This is a genomic window from Mycobacterium sp. 012931 (assembly GCF_000419295.1).
Taxonomy (GTDB): domain Bacteria; phylum Actinomycetota; class Actinomycetes; order Mycobacteriales; family Mycobacteriaceae; genus Mycobacterium; species Mycobacterium marinum.
In genome coordinates, this window is the sequence record NZ_AOPX01000001.1 from 3,047,770 (window position 1) to 3,065,356 (window position 17,587).

11 protein-coding genes and 3 pseudogenes are annotated in these 17,587 nt (G+C 66.8%); 8 read left to right on the top strand and 6 right to left on the bottom strand.

All coding sequences use genetic code 11. From position 1 onward, the window contains the following. The first annotated feature begins 21 nt into the window (after positions 1-21). The 7 genes and pseudogenes from MMSP_RS13490 (at position 22) to MMSP_RS13520 (ending at position 11,079) form a co-directional block, all read left to right on the top strand. Positions 22-1,578 (top strand): alpha/beta hydrolase, encoded by a 1,557-nt coding sequence (locus tag MMSP_RS13490; RefSeq protein ID WP_020787060.1) that lies wholly within the window; start codon positions 22-24, stop codon positions 1,576-1,578. Positions 1,579-1,721: 143 nt separating this feature from the next. Further along, positions 1,722-3,454: pseudogene (gene ctaD, locus MMSP_RS13495) on the top strand (cytochrome c oxidase subunit I). A gap of 60 nt (positions 3,455-3,514) precedes the next feature. Further along, positions 3,515-5,083, top strand: a complete 1,569-nt coding sequence (locus MMSP_RS13500; RefSeq protein WP_020787063.1) for an alpha/beta hydrolase — start codon at positions 3,515-3,517, stop codon at positions 5,081-5,083. A gap of 89 nt (positions 5,084-5,172) precedes the next feature. Next, positions 5,173-6,513, top strand: a complete 1,341-nt coding sequence (gene glnA / locus MMSP_RS13505) for a type I glutamate--ammonia ligase (protein WP_012394948.1) — start codon at positions 5,173-5,175, stop codon at positions 6,511-6,513. A gap of 69 nt (positions 6,514-6,582) precedes the next feature. After that, positions 6,583-9,570: a bifunctional [glutamine synthetase] adenylyltransferase/[glutamine synthetase]-adenylyl-L-tyrosine phosphorylase gene (locus tag MMSP_RS13510; RefSeq protein WP_020787064.1), complete on the top strand. Its 2,988-nt coding sequence runs from the start codon at positions 6,583-6,585 to the stop codon at positions 9,568-9,570. Positions 9,571-9,583: 13 nt separating this feature from the next. Continuing rightward, positions 9,584-10,222: a PaaI family thioesterase gene (locus MMSP_RS13515; protein WP_015356200.1), complete on the top strand. Its 639-nt coding sequence runs from the start codon at positions 9,584-9,586 to the stop codon at positions 10,220-10,222. Further along, the gene (locus MMSP_RS13520; protein ID WP_020787065.1) at positions 10,219-11,079 is read left to right on the top strand and encodes a TIGR03619 family F420-dependent LLM class oxidoreductase; all 861 of its coding nucleotides are present in this window, start codon (positions 10,219-10,221) and stop codon (positions 11,077-11,079) included. The genes MMSP_RS13515 and MMSP_RS13520 overlap by 4 nt, the downstream gene beginning before the upstream one ends. Positions 11,080-11,123: 44 nt before the next feature. On the opposite strand, the pseudogene MMSP_RS29580 reads toward MMSP_RS13520, so the two are convergent. From MMSP_RS29580 to glnA (MMSP_RS13530), 3 genes and pseudogenes are all read right to left on the bottom strand, one after another. Beyond that, positions 11,124-12,345, bottom strand: a pseudogene (locus tag MMSP_RS29580) (PGRS repeat-containing protein); the annotation flags it as partial. Positions 12,346-12,400: 55 nt separating this feature from the next. Next, positions 12,401-12,619 (bottom strand): annotated as a pseudogene (locus tag MMSP_RS29830) (PE family protein); the annotation flags it as partial. 263 nt (positions 12,620-12,882) lie between these two features. Then, positions 12,883-14,319, bottom strand: coding sequence for a type I glutamate--ammonia ligase (gene glnA, locus MMSP_RS13530; protein WP_020787068.1), 1,437 nt, complete (start codon positions 14,317-14,319; stop codon positions 12,883-12,885). A 242-nt stretch (positions 14,320-14,561) separates the two neighbouring features. On the opposite strand from glnA (MMSP_RS13530), the gene MMSP_RS13535 reads away from it, so the two are divergent. Continuing rightward, positions 14,562-14,984, top strand: a complete 423-nt coding sequence (locus MMSP_RS13535) for an RDD family protein (protein ID WP_020787069.1) — start codon at positions 14,562-14,564, stop codon at positions 14,982-14,984. 50 nt (positions 14,985-15,034) lie between these two features. Here the strand turns inward: MMSP_RS13535 and MMSP_RS13540 are convergent, their stop codons facing one another. Genes MMSP_RS13540 through lipB form a run of 3 tightly spaced genes read right to left on the bottom strand, consistent with a single transcriptional unit; the run spans position 15,035 to position 17,501 of the window. Next, positions 15,035-15,787 (bottom strand): DUF4191 domain-containing protein, encoded by a 753-nt coding sequence (locus MMSP_RS13540; protein ID WP_011739516.1) that lies wholly within the window; start codon positions 15,785-15,787, stop codon positions 15,035-15,037. A gap of 26 nt (positions 15,788-15,813) precedes the next feature. After that, positions 15,814-16,779: a lipoyl synthase gene (gene lipA, locus MMSP_RS13545; protein ID WP_020787070.1), complete on the bottom strand. Its 966-nt coding sequence runs from the start codon at positions 16,777-16,779 to the stop codon at positions 15,814-15,816. Continuing rightward, positions 16,776-17,501: a lipoyl(octanoyl) transferase LipB gene (lipB, locus tag MMSP_RS13550; protein WP_020787071.1), complete on the bottom strand. Its 726-nt coding sequence runs from the start codon at positions 17,499-17,501 to the stop codon at positions 16,776-16,778. Before lipB ends, lipA begins: the two co-directional genes overlap by 4 nt. Between the last annotated feature and the right edge of the window lie 86 nt (positions 17,502-17,587).

Consider the following 17,587-nt stretch of genomic DNA (forward strand, 5'->3'; position numbering starts at 1 on the left):
TCTCTGGCACCATAGGTTGCCATGTTCCTGTCTCGCCGCGACAAGCTCGCGCGAATGCTGCTGATATGGACCGCGATCGCCAGCGTGGCGCTCGTCCTGACCGGCTGCATCCGCGTCGTTGGCGGGCACGCCCGCATGGCCGAGCCGAAGCTCGGCCAGCCGATCCAGTGGTCACCGTGCCGCAGCTCCAATCCGAACGTGAAGATTCCCGGCGGAGCGCTGTGCGGCAAACTCGCCGTGCCGGTCGACTACCGCCAACCCCGCGGCGATGTCGCGGCGCTGGCGTTGATTCGCTTTCCGGCCACGGGCGACAAAATCGGTTCCTTGGTGATCAACCCCGGCGGGCCCGGTGAATCCGGCATCGAGGCAGCGCTCGGCGTCTTCCAGACGTTGCCCAAGCGCGTCCACGAGCGCTTCGACCTGGTTGGATTCGACCCACGCGGAGTGGCGTCCTCGCGTCCCGCGTTGTGGTGCAACTCCGACGCGGACAACGACCGATTGCGCGCGGAGCCGCAGGTCGACTACAGCGAGGCCGGCGTCGCGCGGATGGAGGAGGAAACCAAGCAGTTCGTTGCCCGCTGTGTCGGCAAGATGGGCAAGAACTTCCTGGAAAACGTCGGCACGGTCAACGTGGCACGGGACCTCGATGCCATCCGCGCGGCGCTCGGCGATGACAAGCTGACCTACCTCGGCTACTCCTACGGCACCCGGATCGGTTCGGCGTATGCCGAGGCCTACCCGCACCGGTTGCGGGCGATGATCCTCGACGGTGCGGTCGACCCGAATGCCGATCCCATAGAGGCGGACCTGCGGCAGGCCAAGGGGTTTCAGGAAGCGTTCAACGACTATGCCGCCGACTGCGCCGAGAACGACAGCTGCCCATTGGGTACCGACCCGGCCAAGGCCGTCGCCGTCTACCACAGCCTGGTCGACAAGCTCGTCGACCCGAACAACCTGCAGGTGAGCAGGCCGGCTCGGACCAAGGACCCGCGCGGGCTCAGCTACAGCGACGCCATCGTGGGCACCATCATGGCGCTGTATTCGCCCAACCTGTGGCAGCACCTGACCGACGGTCTCACCGAGCTGACCGAGGATCGTGGTGACACCCTGCTGGCCCTGGCCGACATGTACATGCGTCGCGACTCGCACGGCCACTACACCAACGCCACCGACGCGCGTGTGGCGATCAACTGTGTTGACCAGCCACCCATCACCGATCGCGCCAAGATCGTGGACGAAGACCGCCGCTCGCGCGAGATCGCGCCGTTCATGAGCTACGGGAAGTTCACTGGCCACGCCCCCCTTGGCACCTGCGCGTTCTGGCCGGTCCCTCCGACCAGCAAGCCCCACGCGGTGTCGGTGCCGGGCTTGGTGCCGACCGTGATCGTGTCCACCACCCACGACCCGGCCACGCCGTACAAGGCCGGGGTGGATCTGGCGAACCAGCTGCATGGTTCGTTGCTCACTTTCGCCGGAACCCAGCACACGGTGGTGTTCCAGGGCGACAGCTGCATCGACGACTACGTCACGGCTTATCTGATCGGCGGCACCACGCCACCGCGCGGCGCGAAGTGCTAGGCGTGCGATAACACCGGGTAACCAGCTCCGCGCCGGACGCCGCGGTTAGGGACTATTGGCCCTAGGGCGGTGCAGCGCCGGCCCGGAATACTTGGGCGGCTTGTCCAAAGCTATTCGGTCACCGTTGCCTTTGGAGCTGATCAATGACCACCGAAGCGCCGCCTGCCCACGATCTCGAAGCCCGCCGGCCATTTCCGCCGCGAATGGGGCCCAAAGGCAGCCTGATCTACAAGATCATCACCACCACCGACCACAAGATGATCGGCATCATGTACATGGTCGCCTGCTTCATCTTCTTCTTCATCGGCGGCTTGATGGCGTTGCTGATGCGCGCGGAGCTCGCCACACCGGGGCTACAGTTCCTGTCCAACGAGCAGTACAACCAGCTGTTCACCATGCACGGCACCGCCAGCTGCTGTTCTACGCGACCCCGGTGGTGTTCGGATTCGCCAATCTGGTTCTGCCCTTGCAGATCGGCGCACCCGACGTAGCCTTCCCGCGGCTCAACGCATTGTCGTTCTGGCTCTTTGTCTTTGGCGCGTTGATCGCCTTGAGCGGATTCATCGTGCCCGGAGGCGCCGCCGACTTCGGGTGGACCGCCTACACGCCACTGTCCAACGCCGCTCACAGTCCCGGTGTGGGGCCGGACCTTTGGATTCTGGGCCTGGCGGTCGGTGGACTGGGCACCATCCTCGGGGGAGTCAACATGCTGACCACCGTGGTGTGCCTGCGTGCTCCGGGAATGACGATGTTCCGGATGCCGATCTTCACCTGGAACATCATGGTCACGAGCTTGCTTGTGCTGATGATCTTCCCGCTGTTGACCGCGGCGCTGTTCGGTTTGGCCGCCGACCGTCACCTCGGCGCCCACATCTACGACCCCGCCAACGGTGGGGTCATTCTGTTTCAGCACCTGTTCTGGTTCTTCGGGCACCCCGAGGTGTATGTCATCGCACTGCCGTTCTTCGGGATCGTGTCCGAGGTGATCCCGGTGTTCAGTCGCAAGCCGATCTTCGGTTATACGACGCTGGTCTACGCGACACTGTCGATTGCGGCACTGCCCGTGGCGGTTTGGGCCCACCACATGTTCGCCACCGGGGCCGTGCTGCTGCCCTTCTTTTCGTTCATGACGTTTCTGATCGCGGTGCCGACCGGTCTGAAATTCTTCAACTGGATCGGCACCATGTGGCGGGGTCAGCTGACGTTCGAATCACCGATGCTGTTCTCGCTGGGATTCCTGGTCACCTTCCTGGCCGGCGGGCTGACCGGCGTGTTGCTGGCCAGCCCGCCGCTGGACTTTCACGTCAGCGACACCTATTTCGTGGTTGCCCATTTCCATTACGCGCTGTTCGGCACCATCGTGTTCGCCACCTATGCGGGCATCTATTTCTGGTTCCCCAAGATGACCGGGCGCCTGCTCGACGAGCGGCTGGCCAAGTTTCACTTCTGGCTGACCTTCCTCGGGTTCCACGCCACCTTCTTGGTCCAGCACTGGCTGGGCAATTCGGGGATGCCGCGTCGGTATGCGGACTACCTGCCCACCGACGGCTTCCAGACGCTCAACGTCATCTCCACGATCGGAGCATTCACCCTCGGTGTCTCGGTGCTGCCGTTTGTATGGAATGTGTTCAAGAGCTGGCGCTTTGGCGAACCGGTGCTGGTCGACGATCCGTGGGGACACGGCAACTCGCTGGAATGGGCCACCAGTTGCCCTCCGCCTCGGCACAATTTCACCGAGCTGCCCCGAATTCGTTCGGAGCGACCGGCGTTCGAGCTGCACTACCCGCACATGGTGAAACGTCTTCGGGCCGAGGCCCACGTCGGTCGTCACGAAATCGAGACCGACACTTCAGAACTGGCGGGTAGTCCGACGTAGTGAGATACGAGACCAAGGCGTAACCATTTCGCGGCGCCACGGGTATCCGTGGGTGAGACGATGTCCGCCATGTTGCGCCTGAGAACGCTGAGCTCGGCGCTGCTGTCTTTTGGGCTGGTGCTCTGCGGCGCGTTGCCGACCACGCTGGCTGTGGCGGGCGCGATACCGGAACCCGATGTCGGTCAGACCCAGAGCCCGGGCATACCTATAGCAGCGCCGCAGCAGAACTGGGGCTCCTGTGGGCCGTTCATCGATAACGTCAGTGAGATTCCAACCGCACGGTGCACCACCGTAGGGGTCCCGATCGACTACGACAAACCCGGTGGGGCACAGGCCAAACTGGCCGTGATCCGGGTTCCCGCGACGGGCCAGCGAATCGGTGCGCTGCTGATCAACCCCGGCGGGCCCGGAGCGTCCGCGGTCGACATGGTCGCCGGTATGGCACCCGAGCTGAGGGGCACCGAGATCGCCCGCCATTTCGACCTGGTGGGATTCGACCCTAGGGGAGTGGGCCACTCCACTCCCGCGCTGCGGTGTCGCACTGACGCCGAATTCGACGTGTTCCGGCGTGACCCGATGGTGGACTACAGCCAGGCCGGCGTGGCTCACATCGAGCAGGTGTACCGAGAGTTGGCCCAACACTGTGCTGACCGGATGGGCCTGGGCTTCTTGGCCAACGTCGGCACCGCGGCCACCGCACGCGACATGGACATGATCCGCCGGGCGCTGGGCGACGATCAGCTCAACTACCTGGGCTACAGCTACGGTACCGAGTTAGGCACCGCCTACCTCGAACGGTTCGGTTCCCACGTCCGGGCGATGGTGCTCGACGGCGCCATCGATCCGATGGCCGGGCCGATCGACGAAAACGCCAAACAGTTGGCGGGATTCCAGACCGCCTTCAATGACTACGCCGCCGACTGTGCTCGCTCACCGGCGTGCCCGCTGGGCACCGACCCGGCCCAATGGGTCAACCGGTACCACGCTCTGGTCTATCCACTGGTCAGCCAGCCGGCAAAGACCTCAGACCCGCGCGGCCTCAGCTACGCCGACGCCACCACGGGCACGATCAATGCGCTCTATGCGCCGCAGCGCTGGAAGTATCTGACCAGCGGTTTGCTCGGCCTGCAGCGGGGTACCGACGCCGGTGACCTGCTGTTGCTGGCCGACGACTACGACGGCCGTGACCGCGCGGGGCGCTACAACAACGGCCAGGACGCGTTCAACGCGATCCGCTGCGTGGACGCGCCGACACCGACGGATGCCGCTTCGTGGGTCTCGGCCGACCAACAGTTCCGTCAGGCCGCTCCCTTCCTCAGTTACGGGCAGTTCACCGGGTTGGCCCCGCGTGATCTGTGTGCGTTGTGGCCGGTGCCGGCGACGTCGGTGCCACATGCGGCCTCGCCCGCGGCGCCGGGCAAGGCTGTCGTGGTGTCCACCACCCATGACCCGGCCACGCCATATCAGGCCGGCGTTGACCTGGCCCGGCAGTTGGGTGCTCCGCTGATCACTTACGACGGGACTCAGCACACCGCCGTATTCGACGGCAACGACTGTGTTGACGGCGCGGTGGTGCGGTATTTGCTCAACTTGACGCCGCCGCCGGCCAATTTGCGCTGCGGGTCCTAGCCGGTCGCGCGCTCGCCCGGGCACTCCGCAACGTGCCTGGCCGGGCATCGGTAACACGCATTTAACACATCTTGCATACTGTTCGAGTCATGGATCGGCAGAAGGAATTCGTCCTCCGCACACTGGAAGAGCGTGACATCCGCTTCGTCCGGCTTTGGTTCACCGACGTGCTTGGTTTTCTCAAGTCGGTTGCGATCGCACCTGCCGAACTCGAAGGCGCCTTTGAGGAAGGCATCGGCTTCGACGGATCGTCGATCGAGGGCTTTGCCCGGGTCTCGGAATCCGACACAGTGGCGCACCCGGATCCGTCCACCTTCCAGGTGCTGCCCTGGGTCACCGACGCCGGCCATCACCATTCGGCTCGGATCTTCTGCGACATCACCATGCCGGACGGCTCGCCGTCGTGGGCCGATCCGCGCCACGTGCTGCGGCGTCAGCTGACCAAGGCCAACGAACTCGGCTTCTCCTGCTACGTACATCCCGAGATCGAATTCTTCTTGCTCAACCCCGGCCCCGAGGACGGGACGGAACCGGTGCCGATCGACAACGCCGGCTATTTCGACCAGGCGGTGCATGTATCGGCGTCGAAGTTCCGCCGGCACGCGATCGACGCCCTGGAGTTCATGGGAATCTCGGTGGAATTCAGCCATCACGAAGGCGCGCCGGGCCAGCAGGAAATCGATCTGCGGTTCGCTGACGCGCTCTCGATGGCCGACAACGTGATGACCTTCCGCTACGTCATCAAGGAAGTGGCGCTGGAAGAGGGCGTGCGCGCCACGTTCATGCCCAAGCCGTTTGGCCAGCACGCCGGTTCGGCGATGCACACCCACATGAGCCTGTTCGAGGGTGACGTCAACGCGTTCCACAGCCCCGACGATCCGCTGCAGCTGTCGGAGGTGGGCAAGTCGTTCATCGCCGGGATCCTCGAGCACGCCTCTGAGATCAGCGCGGTGACCAACCAATGGGTCAACTCCTACAAGCGGCTCATCCTGGGCGGTGAAGCGCCGACCGCCGCCTCCTGGGGGGCGGCCAACCGCTCCGCGCTGGTGCGCGTGCCGATGTACACGCCGCACAAGACCTCGTCGCGGCGGATCGAGGTGCGCAGCCCCGACTCCGCGTGCAATCCGTATCTCGCGTTCGCCGTGCTGCTGGCCGCCGGGCTGCGCGGGGTGGAGAAGGGCTACGTGCTAGGCCCGCAGGCCGAGGACAACGTGTGGGACCTGACGCCCGAAGAGCGCCGCACCATGGGCTACCGCGAGCTGCCGACGAGCCTGGACAGCGCGCTGCGCGCGATGGAATCCTCCGAGCTGGTCGCGGAGGCATTGGGGGAGCATGTTTTTGACTTCTTCCTGCGCAACAAGCGTCGTGAATGGGCCACCTACCGCAGTCACGTCACCCCATACGAACTGAGCACATACCTGTCGCTGTAGCCGCGGGGCGCGGTGAAATCAATCTGATGGACCAGACGGTCCGATCAGTGGTCGGCTTGCGCTACCGTCATGAACGTGACGAAGCCCGCGACGCAGCGACCAAAGCTGCCCAGCGTCGGCCGTCTGGGATTGGTGGATGCTCTGGCCGGGGCGCGCCTGGCGGAGCTGGGTTGGACCGAACACGATGACCAGGCGCATGTGGATCTGCTCTGGTCGTTATCACGCGCACCGGACGCCGACGCTGCCCTGAAGGTCTTGGTACGGCTCGCCGAGAACCCCGACACCGGATGGGACGAGCTGAACGCGGCGCTGCTCAACGAACGCAGCCTGCGCGGGCGACTGTTCGCCGTGCTGGGTTCCTCGCTGTCGCTGGGGGACCACCTGGTCGCCAATCCGCAGTCGTGGAAGTTGCTCAGGGGCAAGGTCGCACTGCCATCACACGCGGCGCTGCTCGAGTCGTTCGTGGATCTGGCCGAGGAGGTGGCCGCGGCGCCGGCCTCGGCCGTACATCGATTGCGCGCCCTGCACCGTGACCACGTTCTGGTGCTGGCCGGGCTGGACCTGGCGGCGACGGTCGAAGACGAACCGGTGCTGCCGTTCACCGTGGTGGCCGCGCACCTGGCCGATATCGCCGACGCCGCGCTGGCGGCGGCCTTGCGGCTGGCCGAAAAGACGGTGTGCCGCGACCGCACACCACCGCGACTGGCGGTCATCGCGATGGGCAAATGCGGCGCCCGCGAACTGAATTACGTCAGCGATGTCGACGTCATCTTTGTGGCCGAGCGCGCCGACCCGATCAGCATCCGCGTCGCCGGCGAGATGATGCGGGTGGCGTCATCGACGTTCTTCGAAGTGGATGCCGGACTGCGCCCGGAGGGCCGCAGCGGCGAGTTGGTCCGCACCGTCGAATCGCACATCGCCTACTACCAGCGTTGGGCCAAGACCTGGGAGTTCCAGGCACTGCTGAAAGCCCGGGCGGCGGTCGGCGACGCGGAACTGGGCCAGCGCTACCTGGCCGCGCTGATGCCGATGGTGTGGACCGCCTGTGAACGTGACGACTTCGTGGCCGAGGTGCAGGCCATGCGCCGCCGGGTGGAACAGCTGGTGCCCGCCGATATCCGCGGGCGCGAGCTCAAGCTGGGGACCGGCGGGCTGCGCGACGTGGAATTCGTCGCGCAACTGCTGCAGCTCGTGCATGGCCGCAGCGACGAGTCGCTGCATGTCGCCTCTACCGTGGACGCGCTGTCGGCGCTCGGCGAAGGCGGCTACATCGGGCGCGAGGACGCGGCGAACATGATCGCCTCCTACGAATTCCTGCGCCTGCTCGAGCATCGCCTGCAGCTGCAGCGACTCAAACGCACCCACCTGCTCCCCGAATTCGACGACGAAGAGGCGGTGCGCTGGCTGGCGCGGGCGGCTCACATCCGGCCCGACGGCCGTCACGACGCGGCCGGGATGCTGCGCGAGGAACTCAAGCATCAGAACGTGCGAGTGTCGCGGCTGCACGCGAAGCTCTTCTATCAGCCGCTGCTGGAGTCGATTGCCCCGGCCGGGCTGGAAATCGCCGGGCGGGGCATGACGTCGGAGGCGGCTGAGCGCCAGCTGGCGGCGCTGGGCTACGAGGGCCCGCAGACCGCGTTGAAGCATATGGCGGCGCTGGTCAATCACAGCGGCCGGCGCGCGCGCGTGCAGTCGGTGCTGTTGCCCAGGCTGTTGGACTGGCTGTCCTATGCCCCAGACCCCGACGGCGGGCTGTTGGCCTACCGCCGGCTCAGCGAGGCGCTGGCCCCGCAAAGCTGGTATCTGTCGACCCTGCGCGACAAGCCGACCGTGGGTAGGCGGCTGATGCACGTGCTGGGCACCTCGGCTTTCGTGCCAGATCTTTTGATGCGCGCACCCGAGGTGATTCAGAACTACGGTGACGGCCGGACCGGACCCAAGCTGCTCGAGACGGAGCCCGCGGCGGTTGCCCGGGCACTGATCGCCTCGGCGGGCCGATACTCCGATCCGTTGCGCGCCATCGCCGCCGCCCGCACGCTACGACGCCGCGAGCTCGCCCGCATCGGTTCCGCGGACCTGCTGGGCCTGCTCGAAGTCGCCGAGGTGTGCCGTGCGCTGACCTCGGTGTGGGTGGCGGTCCTGCAATCCGCGCTGGAGGCGATGATCCGGGCCAACACCCCCGAGGGGGGACGGCCCCTGGCCCGCATCGCGGTCATCGGCATGGGCAGACTGGGCGGCTCCGAACTGAGCTACGGATCAGATGCCGATGTCATGTACGTCTGTGAACCGGCCAGCGGTGTGACCGATGCGCAGGCGGTGAAATGGTCCACCGCGGTGGCCGAGCAGGTTCGAGCAAAACTGGGCACCCCCAGCGTCGATCCACCGCTGGAGGTGGATGCCAACCTTCGGCCGGAAGGCCGCAACGGTCCACTGGTTCGCACGTTGGCGTCCTATGAGGCCTACTACGCACAGTGGGCGCAGGCCTGGGAGATTCAGGCGTTACTGCGCGCGCACGCGGTCGCCGGCGATGCGGAGCTGGGCCAGCGGTTCTTGCTGCTGGTAGACCACACCCGCTATCCGCCCGACGGCGTCTCCGCCGAGGCGGTGCATGAAATCCGCCGCATCAAGGCGCGGGTCGAGTCCGAACGGCTGCCGCGCGGCGCCGACCCCAATACGCACACCAAGCTGGGCCGCGGCGGGCTGGTCGACATCGAATGGACCGTGCAGCTGCTGCAACTGCAAAACGCGCACGAGATCGAGGCCTTGCACAACACCTCGACGCTGGAATCACTGGATGCGATAGCCGAGGCGAAACTGGTCGCCGAGGACGAGGTGAAGCTGCTGCGGCAGGCTTGGTTGACTGCGACCCGGGCGCGCAACGCCTTGGTGCTGGTGCGTGGCAAGCCCACCGACCAGCTGCCGGGACCGGGACGTCAGCTCAACGCGGTGGCGGTGGCCGCCGGCTGGCACAACGACGACGGTGGCGAGTTCCTGGACAACTATCTGCGGGTAACCCGGCGCGCGAAAGCCGTCGTGCGCAAGGTGTTCGGAAGTTAGGGGCTGGTCCGGGTTGGGCGCCGCGTTCGAGGGCTCGAGCGACGACGCTGAGCTGGATCGGGTCGAGGCGACCTACGCACCCCTGGCCGAGGCCGTGCGCGATCTCATCGACGCCACCATCCAAACCCGGGCAGACGAAGAGGGGATCCTGCAAGCGAGGGCCGTGATCGAGGCGGTGACACAATCGCTGCGCCGCGAGCAGAGCCGGCCCTGCGAGGTCAGCTACCGCGGTGACGCGCGCCCGATTCCGCTGGCAAATGCGGTAATCGGCCAGTGCAATCCGATAGCACCGCCGGTGGTTGTCCATCACGATCCCGACGCCGCAGACGGCCGGTGCTGGGCCGAGTTCGTGCTGGGCGCGGCCTACGAGGGTCCGCCCGGCCTGGTGCACGGCGGGGTGTGCGCACTGGTGCTGGATCATCTGCTTGGCGAGGCGGCCAGCCAGGGACGGACCCAGCCCCTGTTCACCGGCACCATCACGGTGAAATACCTGCGCGGCACCCCACTGGGGCCGCTGCGCTGCGAAGCCTGGGTGGACCGGACCGAAGGGGTCAAAGCCTTTGCGCGCGGATTTCTGTCCGACGCCGAGGGAGTCACGGCGCAGGCCGAGGGGGTCTTCATCAAACCGGCTTGGGCGCGGGAGGTCCCGTGAAGTTCTACGTCAGCAGCGCCTTCCTCAACACCCCGGAGATCATCGAGATCGCCAAGGCCGCCGACGAGCTGGGCTATGACGGCATCGGGATCCCGGACCACGTGGTCAACCTGGAGACCTTGCAGACCCCCTACCCCTATACCAAGGACGGGCAGCGGCGATGGCAGCCGTTCACCGACTGGCCCGACCCCTGGGTCCTCGTGGGTGCGCTTGCGCAGGTGACGCGGCGGCTGAAGTTCGTCACCACCGTGTACATTCCCGCGATGCGCAACCCCTATTCGGCGGCGAAAGCCATTGGCACTGCCGCACTTCTGGCGTCGGGACGGGTCGAGCTGGGCGTCGGCGTCGGCTGGTGCGCCGAGGAATTCGCTCTGATGGGGGAGCAGTTCGCGGCCCGCGGCAAACGTACCGACGAAATGCTCGCCCTGATGAAGCGGCTGTGGGAACCGGGCTGGACGGAATTCGAGGGTCGGTTCTACCAAACTCCGCGCCTGGAGATGCAGCCAACTCCGCCGCCCATTCCGATCTACGTCGGGGGGCTCAGCGACATCGCATTGCGCCGCGCCGCCCGCTACGACGGCTGGATCGGAGACTTGATCAAGACCGAACGGGCCATCGAGGCGGTGGGCAGGTTACGCGAACTGCGTGCCGAAAACGGCTTGCCGGTAGATGATTTCACCATCCTGACGCCGCTGACCGATGCCTTCACCCCCGCCGACTACCAGCGTGCCGAGGATGCCGGCATCACCGGGATCATCACCATGCCGTGGATGTTCTACACCGGGCCGGACGCCGGGTTGGACGCGAAGATCGACGGCATGGCGCGATTCCGCAAGGACCTTTCGCTCGACGGCTAGCCCTGGCGCGGACGGCCAATCCGGCTTTTTGGGTCGGTCGCCGGTCAGGGCAGCCCAGCCACCCCATCCGAGCCGAACACCGCGCCGCCGGCGCCACCCGTGCCGCCGGCGGCCGGCGTCGCGCTGAATCCGCCGTTGCCGCCGTTCCCACCACTGCCGACCAGCCGGGCGTCGCCGCCGCCGGCGCCACCGCTTCCGCCGTCACCGATCAAAGCCGCGTTGCCGCCGTTGCCGCCATTGCCACCGTCGCCGGTGTTGCCGCCCAGGCCGCCCTGGCCCCCCGCGCCGCCGGCCCCCAGCAGCAACCCGGCGCCGCCACCGTCGCCGCCGGCCCCGCCGTTCCCCGCCATTGCCGACCAGCCCGGCGCTGCCGCCATTGCCGCCGGCCCCGCCGTTGCTGCTAACGATTACGGTATCGAGAAAGCTGGTTCCGTCGGCCCCGCCGCTGCCACCGGCTCCGGCATCTCCGAACAGACGCCCGCCGTTGCCGCCGGCCCCACCGGAGCCGCCGTCGTTGATGGCGCCGGCCCCGCCGCCGCCGGAGCCGCCGCTGCCGAACAGCCAGGCGTCGCCGCCGGCCCCGCCGGAGCCGCCTCGTCCACCAGCGCCGAACCCGCCGTTGCCGCTGTCACCGGCCGCGCCGAAGAGCAACCCGCCGGTACCGCCGATGCCGCCGGTACCGCCGCTGGCGAACCCGCTGGCCCCGCCAGCGCCGCCCGCTCCACCGTCACCGAGCAGTCCGGCGGAGCCCCCGGTCCCGCCGGTGCCACCGGCCCCGCCGGCGGTGATGGGGCCACTGAACCCGCCGTTACCCCCGACCCCGCCGTTGCCGTAGAGCCTGCCGCCATTGCCACCGGCCCCGCCGGCGGAAATCGACAGGGCACCGGCGCTACCGCCGTCCCCGCCCAAACCACCGATACCGGAGGTCCCCGATCCACCCGCCCCGCCGGCACCGCCGGCCCCGAACAACAACCCGCCGACCCCGCCGGCACCACCGGCACCCCCGTTGAGGCCACCGGAGCCGCCCGGACCGCCGGCGCCACTGTTGCCGAAGAGCCCGGCCCGCCCACCGGCTCCACCGTCTTGACCGCCAGCGCCGGACCCACCGGCTCCGCCGCTGCCGAACAATATTCCGCCGTCGCCGCCGGGTGCCCCGGTTCCTGGAGCGCCATTGCTGCCGTTGCCGATCAGCGGCCGCCCAAACAACGCCTGCGCGGGTGCGTTGACTGCGGCAGGCATGCTGCTTGAGCAGGGACGCAGCGGTGAGATCGGTAGTTGTGTAGCTGGCCGCAGCCGCGTTGACGGTCTGCACAAACCGGTCATGAAACGCCGTCGTCTGCTGGCTGATCGACTGATATCCCAAGCCGTGCGAATTGATCAGTGCGGTGATCGCAGCCGACACCGCATCGGCGCCGGGCTGGATGACTTCGGTGGTCGCGAGGATCGCATTGGCGTTGGCGGCGTTGATCGTCACGCCGATATTCGCCAAATTCCTTGCCGCCGAGGCAAACTCTTCTGGTGCCGCAATGACATACGACATGTGCCCCCCCGGTTCGGTTAGGAACAGTCAGAATTCAGCAAGCCAGAGTCGACGAGCCGTGCTGAGCAGAGCCTAATCGATGGCGTGGATCCGCAAGCGCGATTGCCGGCTGTCGCCGGCCCTTGCGACGCACGTCTCGCGAGGGTGGCACCGCGCGACTCCGGCGCGAAAAACAGACAACCCGCTTGGCGACCGGTGAGGGCCGCCAAGCGGGTTGCTGTACCCGGTGTGTGTTACACGACTTGGAAGCGCGCTAGACGTCTCTAGCAGTCATAGTAGAGCGCGAACTCGTACGGGTGCGGCCGCAGGTTGACCGGCTCGATCTCGTTCTCGCGCTTGAAGCTGATCCACGTCTCGATCAGGTCGGGGGTGAATACGCCACCCTCCGTGAGGTATTCGTGGTCAGCCTCGAGCCGGTCGATCACCGCAGCCAGCTGGGTCGGGGCCTGCGGGATGTTTGCGGCTTCCTCCGGCGGCAGCTCGTAGAGGTCCTTGTCGACCGGCGCCTGCGGCTCGATCTTGTTCTTGATGCCGTCCAGGCCGGCCATCAACATCGCCGCGAACGCCAGGTACGGGTTGCCCGACGAGTCGGGGCAGCGGAACTCGAGGCGCTTGGCCTTCGGGTTGCTGCCGGTGATCGGGATACGCACACAGGCCGAGCGGTTGCGCTGGCTGTAGACCAGGTTGATCGGGGCCTCGTAGCCGGGCACCAGCCGCTTGTAGGAGTTCACCGTGGGGTTGGTGAAGGCCAGCAGCGAAGGCGCGTGGTGCAACAGGCCACCGATGTAGTGGCGAGCCGTGTCCGACAGGCCGGCGTACCCGGTCTCGTCGTACATCATCGGGGTGCCGTCCTTCCACAGCGACTGGTGGGTGTGCATACCCGATCCGTTGTCACCGAAGAGCGGCTTGGGCATGAAGGTCACGGTCTTGCCGGCCTGCCATGCGGTCTGCTTGACGATGTACTTGTAGAGCTGCATGTCGTCCGCGGCGTGCAGCAGCGTGTTGAACTTGTAGTTGATCTCGGCCTGCCCGCCGGTGCCCACCTCGTGGTGACCCTTTTCCAGGCTGAAGCCGGCGTTGATCAGGTTGGTCAGCATCTTGTCGCGCAGGTCGACGTAGTGGTCGACCGGCGCCACCGGGAAGTACCCGCCCTTGGGGCGGACCTTGTAGCCGAGGTTGGGGCCGCCGTCGGCTTCGTTGGCTGCGCCGGTGTTCCACCACCCGGAGATGGCGTCCACCTCGTAGAACGACCCGTTGGTGCGCGAGTCGAAGGCCACCGAGTCGAAAATGTAGAACTCGGCCTCGGCGCCGAAGTAGGCGGTGTCGGCGATGCCGGTGCTGATCAGGTAGTTCTCGGCCTTGCGGGCGACGTTGCGCGGGTCGCGGGAGTAGGGCTCAAGGGTGAACGGGTCATGCACAAAGAAGTTCAGGTTCAGCGTCTTGGCTTCGCGGAACTGGTCGATGATCGCGGTATCGGGGTCCGGGAGCAGGAGCATGTCGGACTCGTGGATCGACTGGAATCCGCGGATCGAGGAGCCGTCGAAGGCCAGGCCCTCCTCGAAAACGGCCTCATCGAAGAAGGAGATCGGAATCGTGAAGTGCTGCATGACACCGGGCAGATCGCAGAACCGCACATCGACAAACTCGACGCCGTCGTCTTTGGCGAGTTTGAAGACGTCGTCGGGCGTCTTATCCGTCACTGAGTGCTCCTTTGCTTAGGTGATTCGCGGCCGACGCTATGGAGGTGTTGTTGCCCGCCAGTCAACCCCGTGTTGCGCGGACGTTACGCGACCATCAGCCCCGGCAACAGCCCCCGGCTTCTGGCCGAGTCCTATTGTGAAGCCATGGCCCGCAAGATCGTAACTGGTCTGTCGATGACAATATCCCCGCCAGCCGTCGGCCGGCTCGCTGGGAAGCACAACCATGCGAGCGGACCGGGCCGATGACCACAGAATCGTCCACCAGCTATCCGGGTAAGACGCTCGGGTTCCCGAGAACCGGGCCGGGATCGCTTGCTGGAACGGGGCGCCGGCTGGCGGCGCTGTGCGTCGACTGGCTGCTGGCCTACGGTCTGGCCCTGCTGGGCGTGGGAGTCGGTGCCTGGCCCCAGGCGATGTTGTCGACGGTGGTCCTGGTGATCTGGCTGTTGATGAGTGTATTGGCGGTACGCCTGTTCGGATTCACGCCAGGCCAGTTGATGCTCGGTCTGGCGGTGGTGAGGCTGGATGGGCGGATGCCAGTCGGGGTCGGCCGTCTGGCCGGACGCGGACTGCTGATCGCCCTGGTGGTCCCGCCGCTGTTCACCGATGCCGATGGGCGCGGGATCCACGACCGGCTGACGGCCACGGCGGTGGTGCGGCGCTGAGACCGCGCCCCGGTCCGTGGCGGTCTGGCCCGGGCAGAGCGTGTGCGCAGCTACCTGCGGCGCACCGAGCGCTGGACACCGCGCATCTTGCCGGCGTTGGGCAACGGCCCCTTCGGCAGCGCGCCGGCGCCGGCCCGTGACCCCAGCGCGGCCAGTCGCGACTCCAGCGAGTCCAGCTGCTTGACCGTGATGTTGGCCGGAAGGCGGGTGAGGTGGCGTTCCAACTTGGCCAACGGAATTTCGCCGTCGCCGTTGCCCACGATGATGTCGTAGATCGGTACCTCGCCGACCAGGCGAGCGGTGCGCTTCTTCTCCTGTGCCAGCAGCGGTTTGACCCGGGCCGCGGATCCCTCGCCGACCAGAATCACGCCGGGCCGGCCCAGCACCCGATGTACGGCGTCAAAGTGGCCGGTCGCGGCGACCCCGGGGCTCACGCGCCACTTGCCGCGCAGGTTCTCCAACGCCCAGGCGGCCGCACCGGTCTGGCCTTCAGCTTTGCTGTAGACCGCCCGTTGAGCGCGGCGGCCGAAAATGATGAACGCCACCAGACCGCCCAGCAGCAAGCCGAACGGGATCATCGTGATCATGGTGAGCCCGCCGGCCCACACCCCGACCGCCACCGAGATGCCCACGATCAGGACGAAAGCCCCGATCATGTAGGGCAGCAGTCGCTTGTCTTCCTTGCGCTGCAGGTTGAACGCCTGCCAAAGCTGGGTGCGGCGTTCCCGGGCGGCGGCCTTACGGGCCGCCTTTGCCTCGGCCTTGGCGGCCTTGTTTTCAGCGGAATTTCGGGATCTGGCCATAGTTGTCAAGAATACGTAGGCACTGGCTAGCCTGAGTTCGAGGCTCCCGAGGTGTTGCGGGACCGGGCCTGCTCGTAGAGCCGGCCCGCCCGGTAGGACGAGCGCACCAGCGGACCGGCCAACACCCCGGCGAAGCCCAGCCCCTCGGCGTACTCGACGAACTCCTCGGGCCGTACCCAGCGCTCGACCGGGTGGTGGCGCGGCGACGGGCGCAGATATTGGGTGATGGTGATGATGTCGCAGCCGGCATCATGCAGATCGACCAGCGCGGTGCGCACCTCCTCAGGGGTTTCCCCCATACCAAGAATGAGGTTGCTCTTGGTCACCAGGCCGAACTGGCGGGCCGCGGTAAGCACGTCCAGGCTGCGCTGATAGGTGAAGGCGGGCCGGATCCGTTTGAAAACCCGTGGCACGGTTTCGACGTTGTGCGCCAATACCTCCGGGCGGGCCTCGAAGACTTCGCCAAGCTGATCAGCTTTGCCGTTGAAGTCCGGGATCAGCAGCTCGACGCCGGTGGACGGGTTGAGCTCCTTGATGGCGCGCACGGTCTCCGCGTAGAGCCAGGCGCCGCCGTCGGGCAGGTCGTCGCGCGCCACGCCGGTGACGGTGGCGTAGCGCAAGCCCATGGTGTGCACACTCTCGGCGACGCGGCGCGGCTCGTCGCGATCCAGCGGGGCCGGTTTTCCGGTGTCGATCTGGCAGAAGTCACAACGTCGGGTGCACTGGTCCCCGCCGATCAAAAACGTGGCTTCCCGGTCTTCCCAGCATTCGAAGATGTTCGGGCAGCCGGCCTCTTCACACACCGTGTGCAGGCCCTCGCGCCGAACCAGGTTTTTCAGCTCGGTGTATTCGGGCCCCATGCGGGCGCGGGTGCGGATCCACGGGGGTTTGCGTTCGATAGGGGTCTGCGCGTTGCGCACTTCCAGGCGCAGCAGCTTGCGGCCCTGCGGAGCCGCAGCGCCGGCGGCACCGGGCTCCGGAGCGACATTCACGTTGATGATGCTACGCGGGCGCCCGGGTGGTCGCGGACCGGCAGGGCTCCGTCCAACGCATTGCAGACGGCGTCGGCGACCGCGCCGCGGACCTCCTCGACGCCAACGGTGCGGCCAAGCTCGGCCGACAGCGAGGTCACCCCGGCATCGGAGATGCCACACGGCACGATCGCGGTGAACGCGGCCAAGTCGCAATCGCAGTTCAGCGCGAAGCCGTGCAGCGTTGTCGCCCGTGACACCCGGACACCGATGGCGGCGATCTTGCGCTCCGGGCGCCCGGATCCGGCCGGTATCCACACCCCGGACCTGCCCTCGACCCGTCTGGTCTCCAAACCCAAGTCGAGACACGCCTTGATCAGCGATTCTTCGAGGCGCCGAACGTAATTGACCACGTCGAGTGGCTGGGCCAAACCGATGATCGGATAGCCGACCAGCTGGCCTGGGCCATGCCAGGTGATCTTTCCGCCGCGGTCTGTGTCTACGACATCTATCGCCTCGTCCCCGGCAGCGCCCGCAAAGACGGGGCCGGGCCGTTCGTGCGGCTCGGTCCGTCGTCCGGCGGTGTAGACCGCGGGGTGTTGCAGCAGCAGCAACGTGTCGGGGCCGCCGGCGACGCGGGCGTCGGCCAGGTCGCGTTGCATCTGCCAGGCGGTCTGGTAATCGACGCTGCCAAGTTGGCGCACGTCGATTCCAGCCGTGCTGGAGCGGATTGACCCGGTCACAGATGCGACGTTACCCGTAGCAGCCGGTCACCCGCGGGCGTGGTGTGCCAGGTCCCGGCCCTGGCTGTCGACCGTCTTGAGAATCC

What these genes read in the sequence shown, in the direction of transcription:
- MMSP_RS13540 (WP_011739516.1), bottom strand. Translation starts at nt 15,787, where the DNA reads ATGGCCAGATCCCGAAATTCCGCTGAAAACAAGGCCGCCAAGGCCGAG.
- glnA (WP_012394948.1), top strand. Translation starts at nt 5,173, where the DNA reads ATGGATCGGCAGAAGGAATTCGTCCTCCGCACACTGGAAGAGCGTGAC.
- MMSP_RS13510 (WP_020787064.1), top strand. Translation starts at nt 6,583, where the DNA reads ATGAACGTGACGAAGCCCGCGACGCAGCGACCAAAGCTGCCCAGCGTC.
- MMSP_RS13535 (WP_020787069.1), top strand. Translation starts at nt 14,562, where the DNA reads ATGACCACAGAATCGTCCACCAGCTATCCGGGTAAGACGCTCGGGTTC.
- MMSP_RS13500 (WP_020787063.1), top strand. Translation starts at nt 3,515, where the DNA reads ATGTCCGCCATGTTGCGCCTGAGAACGCTGAGCTCGGCGCTGCTGTCT.
- MMSP_RS13490 (WP_020787060.1), top strand. Translation starts at nt 22, where the DNA reads ATGTTCCTGTCTCGCCGCGACAAGCTCGCGCGAATGCTGCTGATATGG.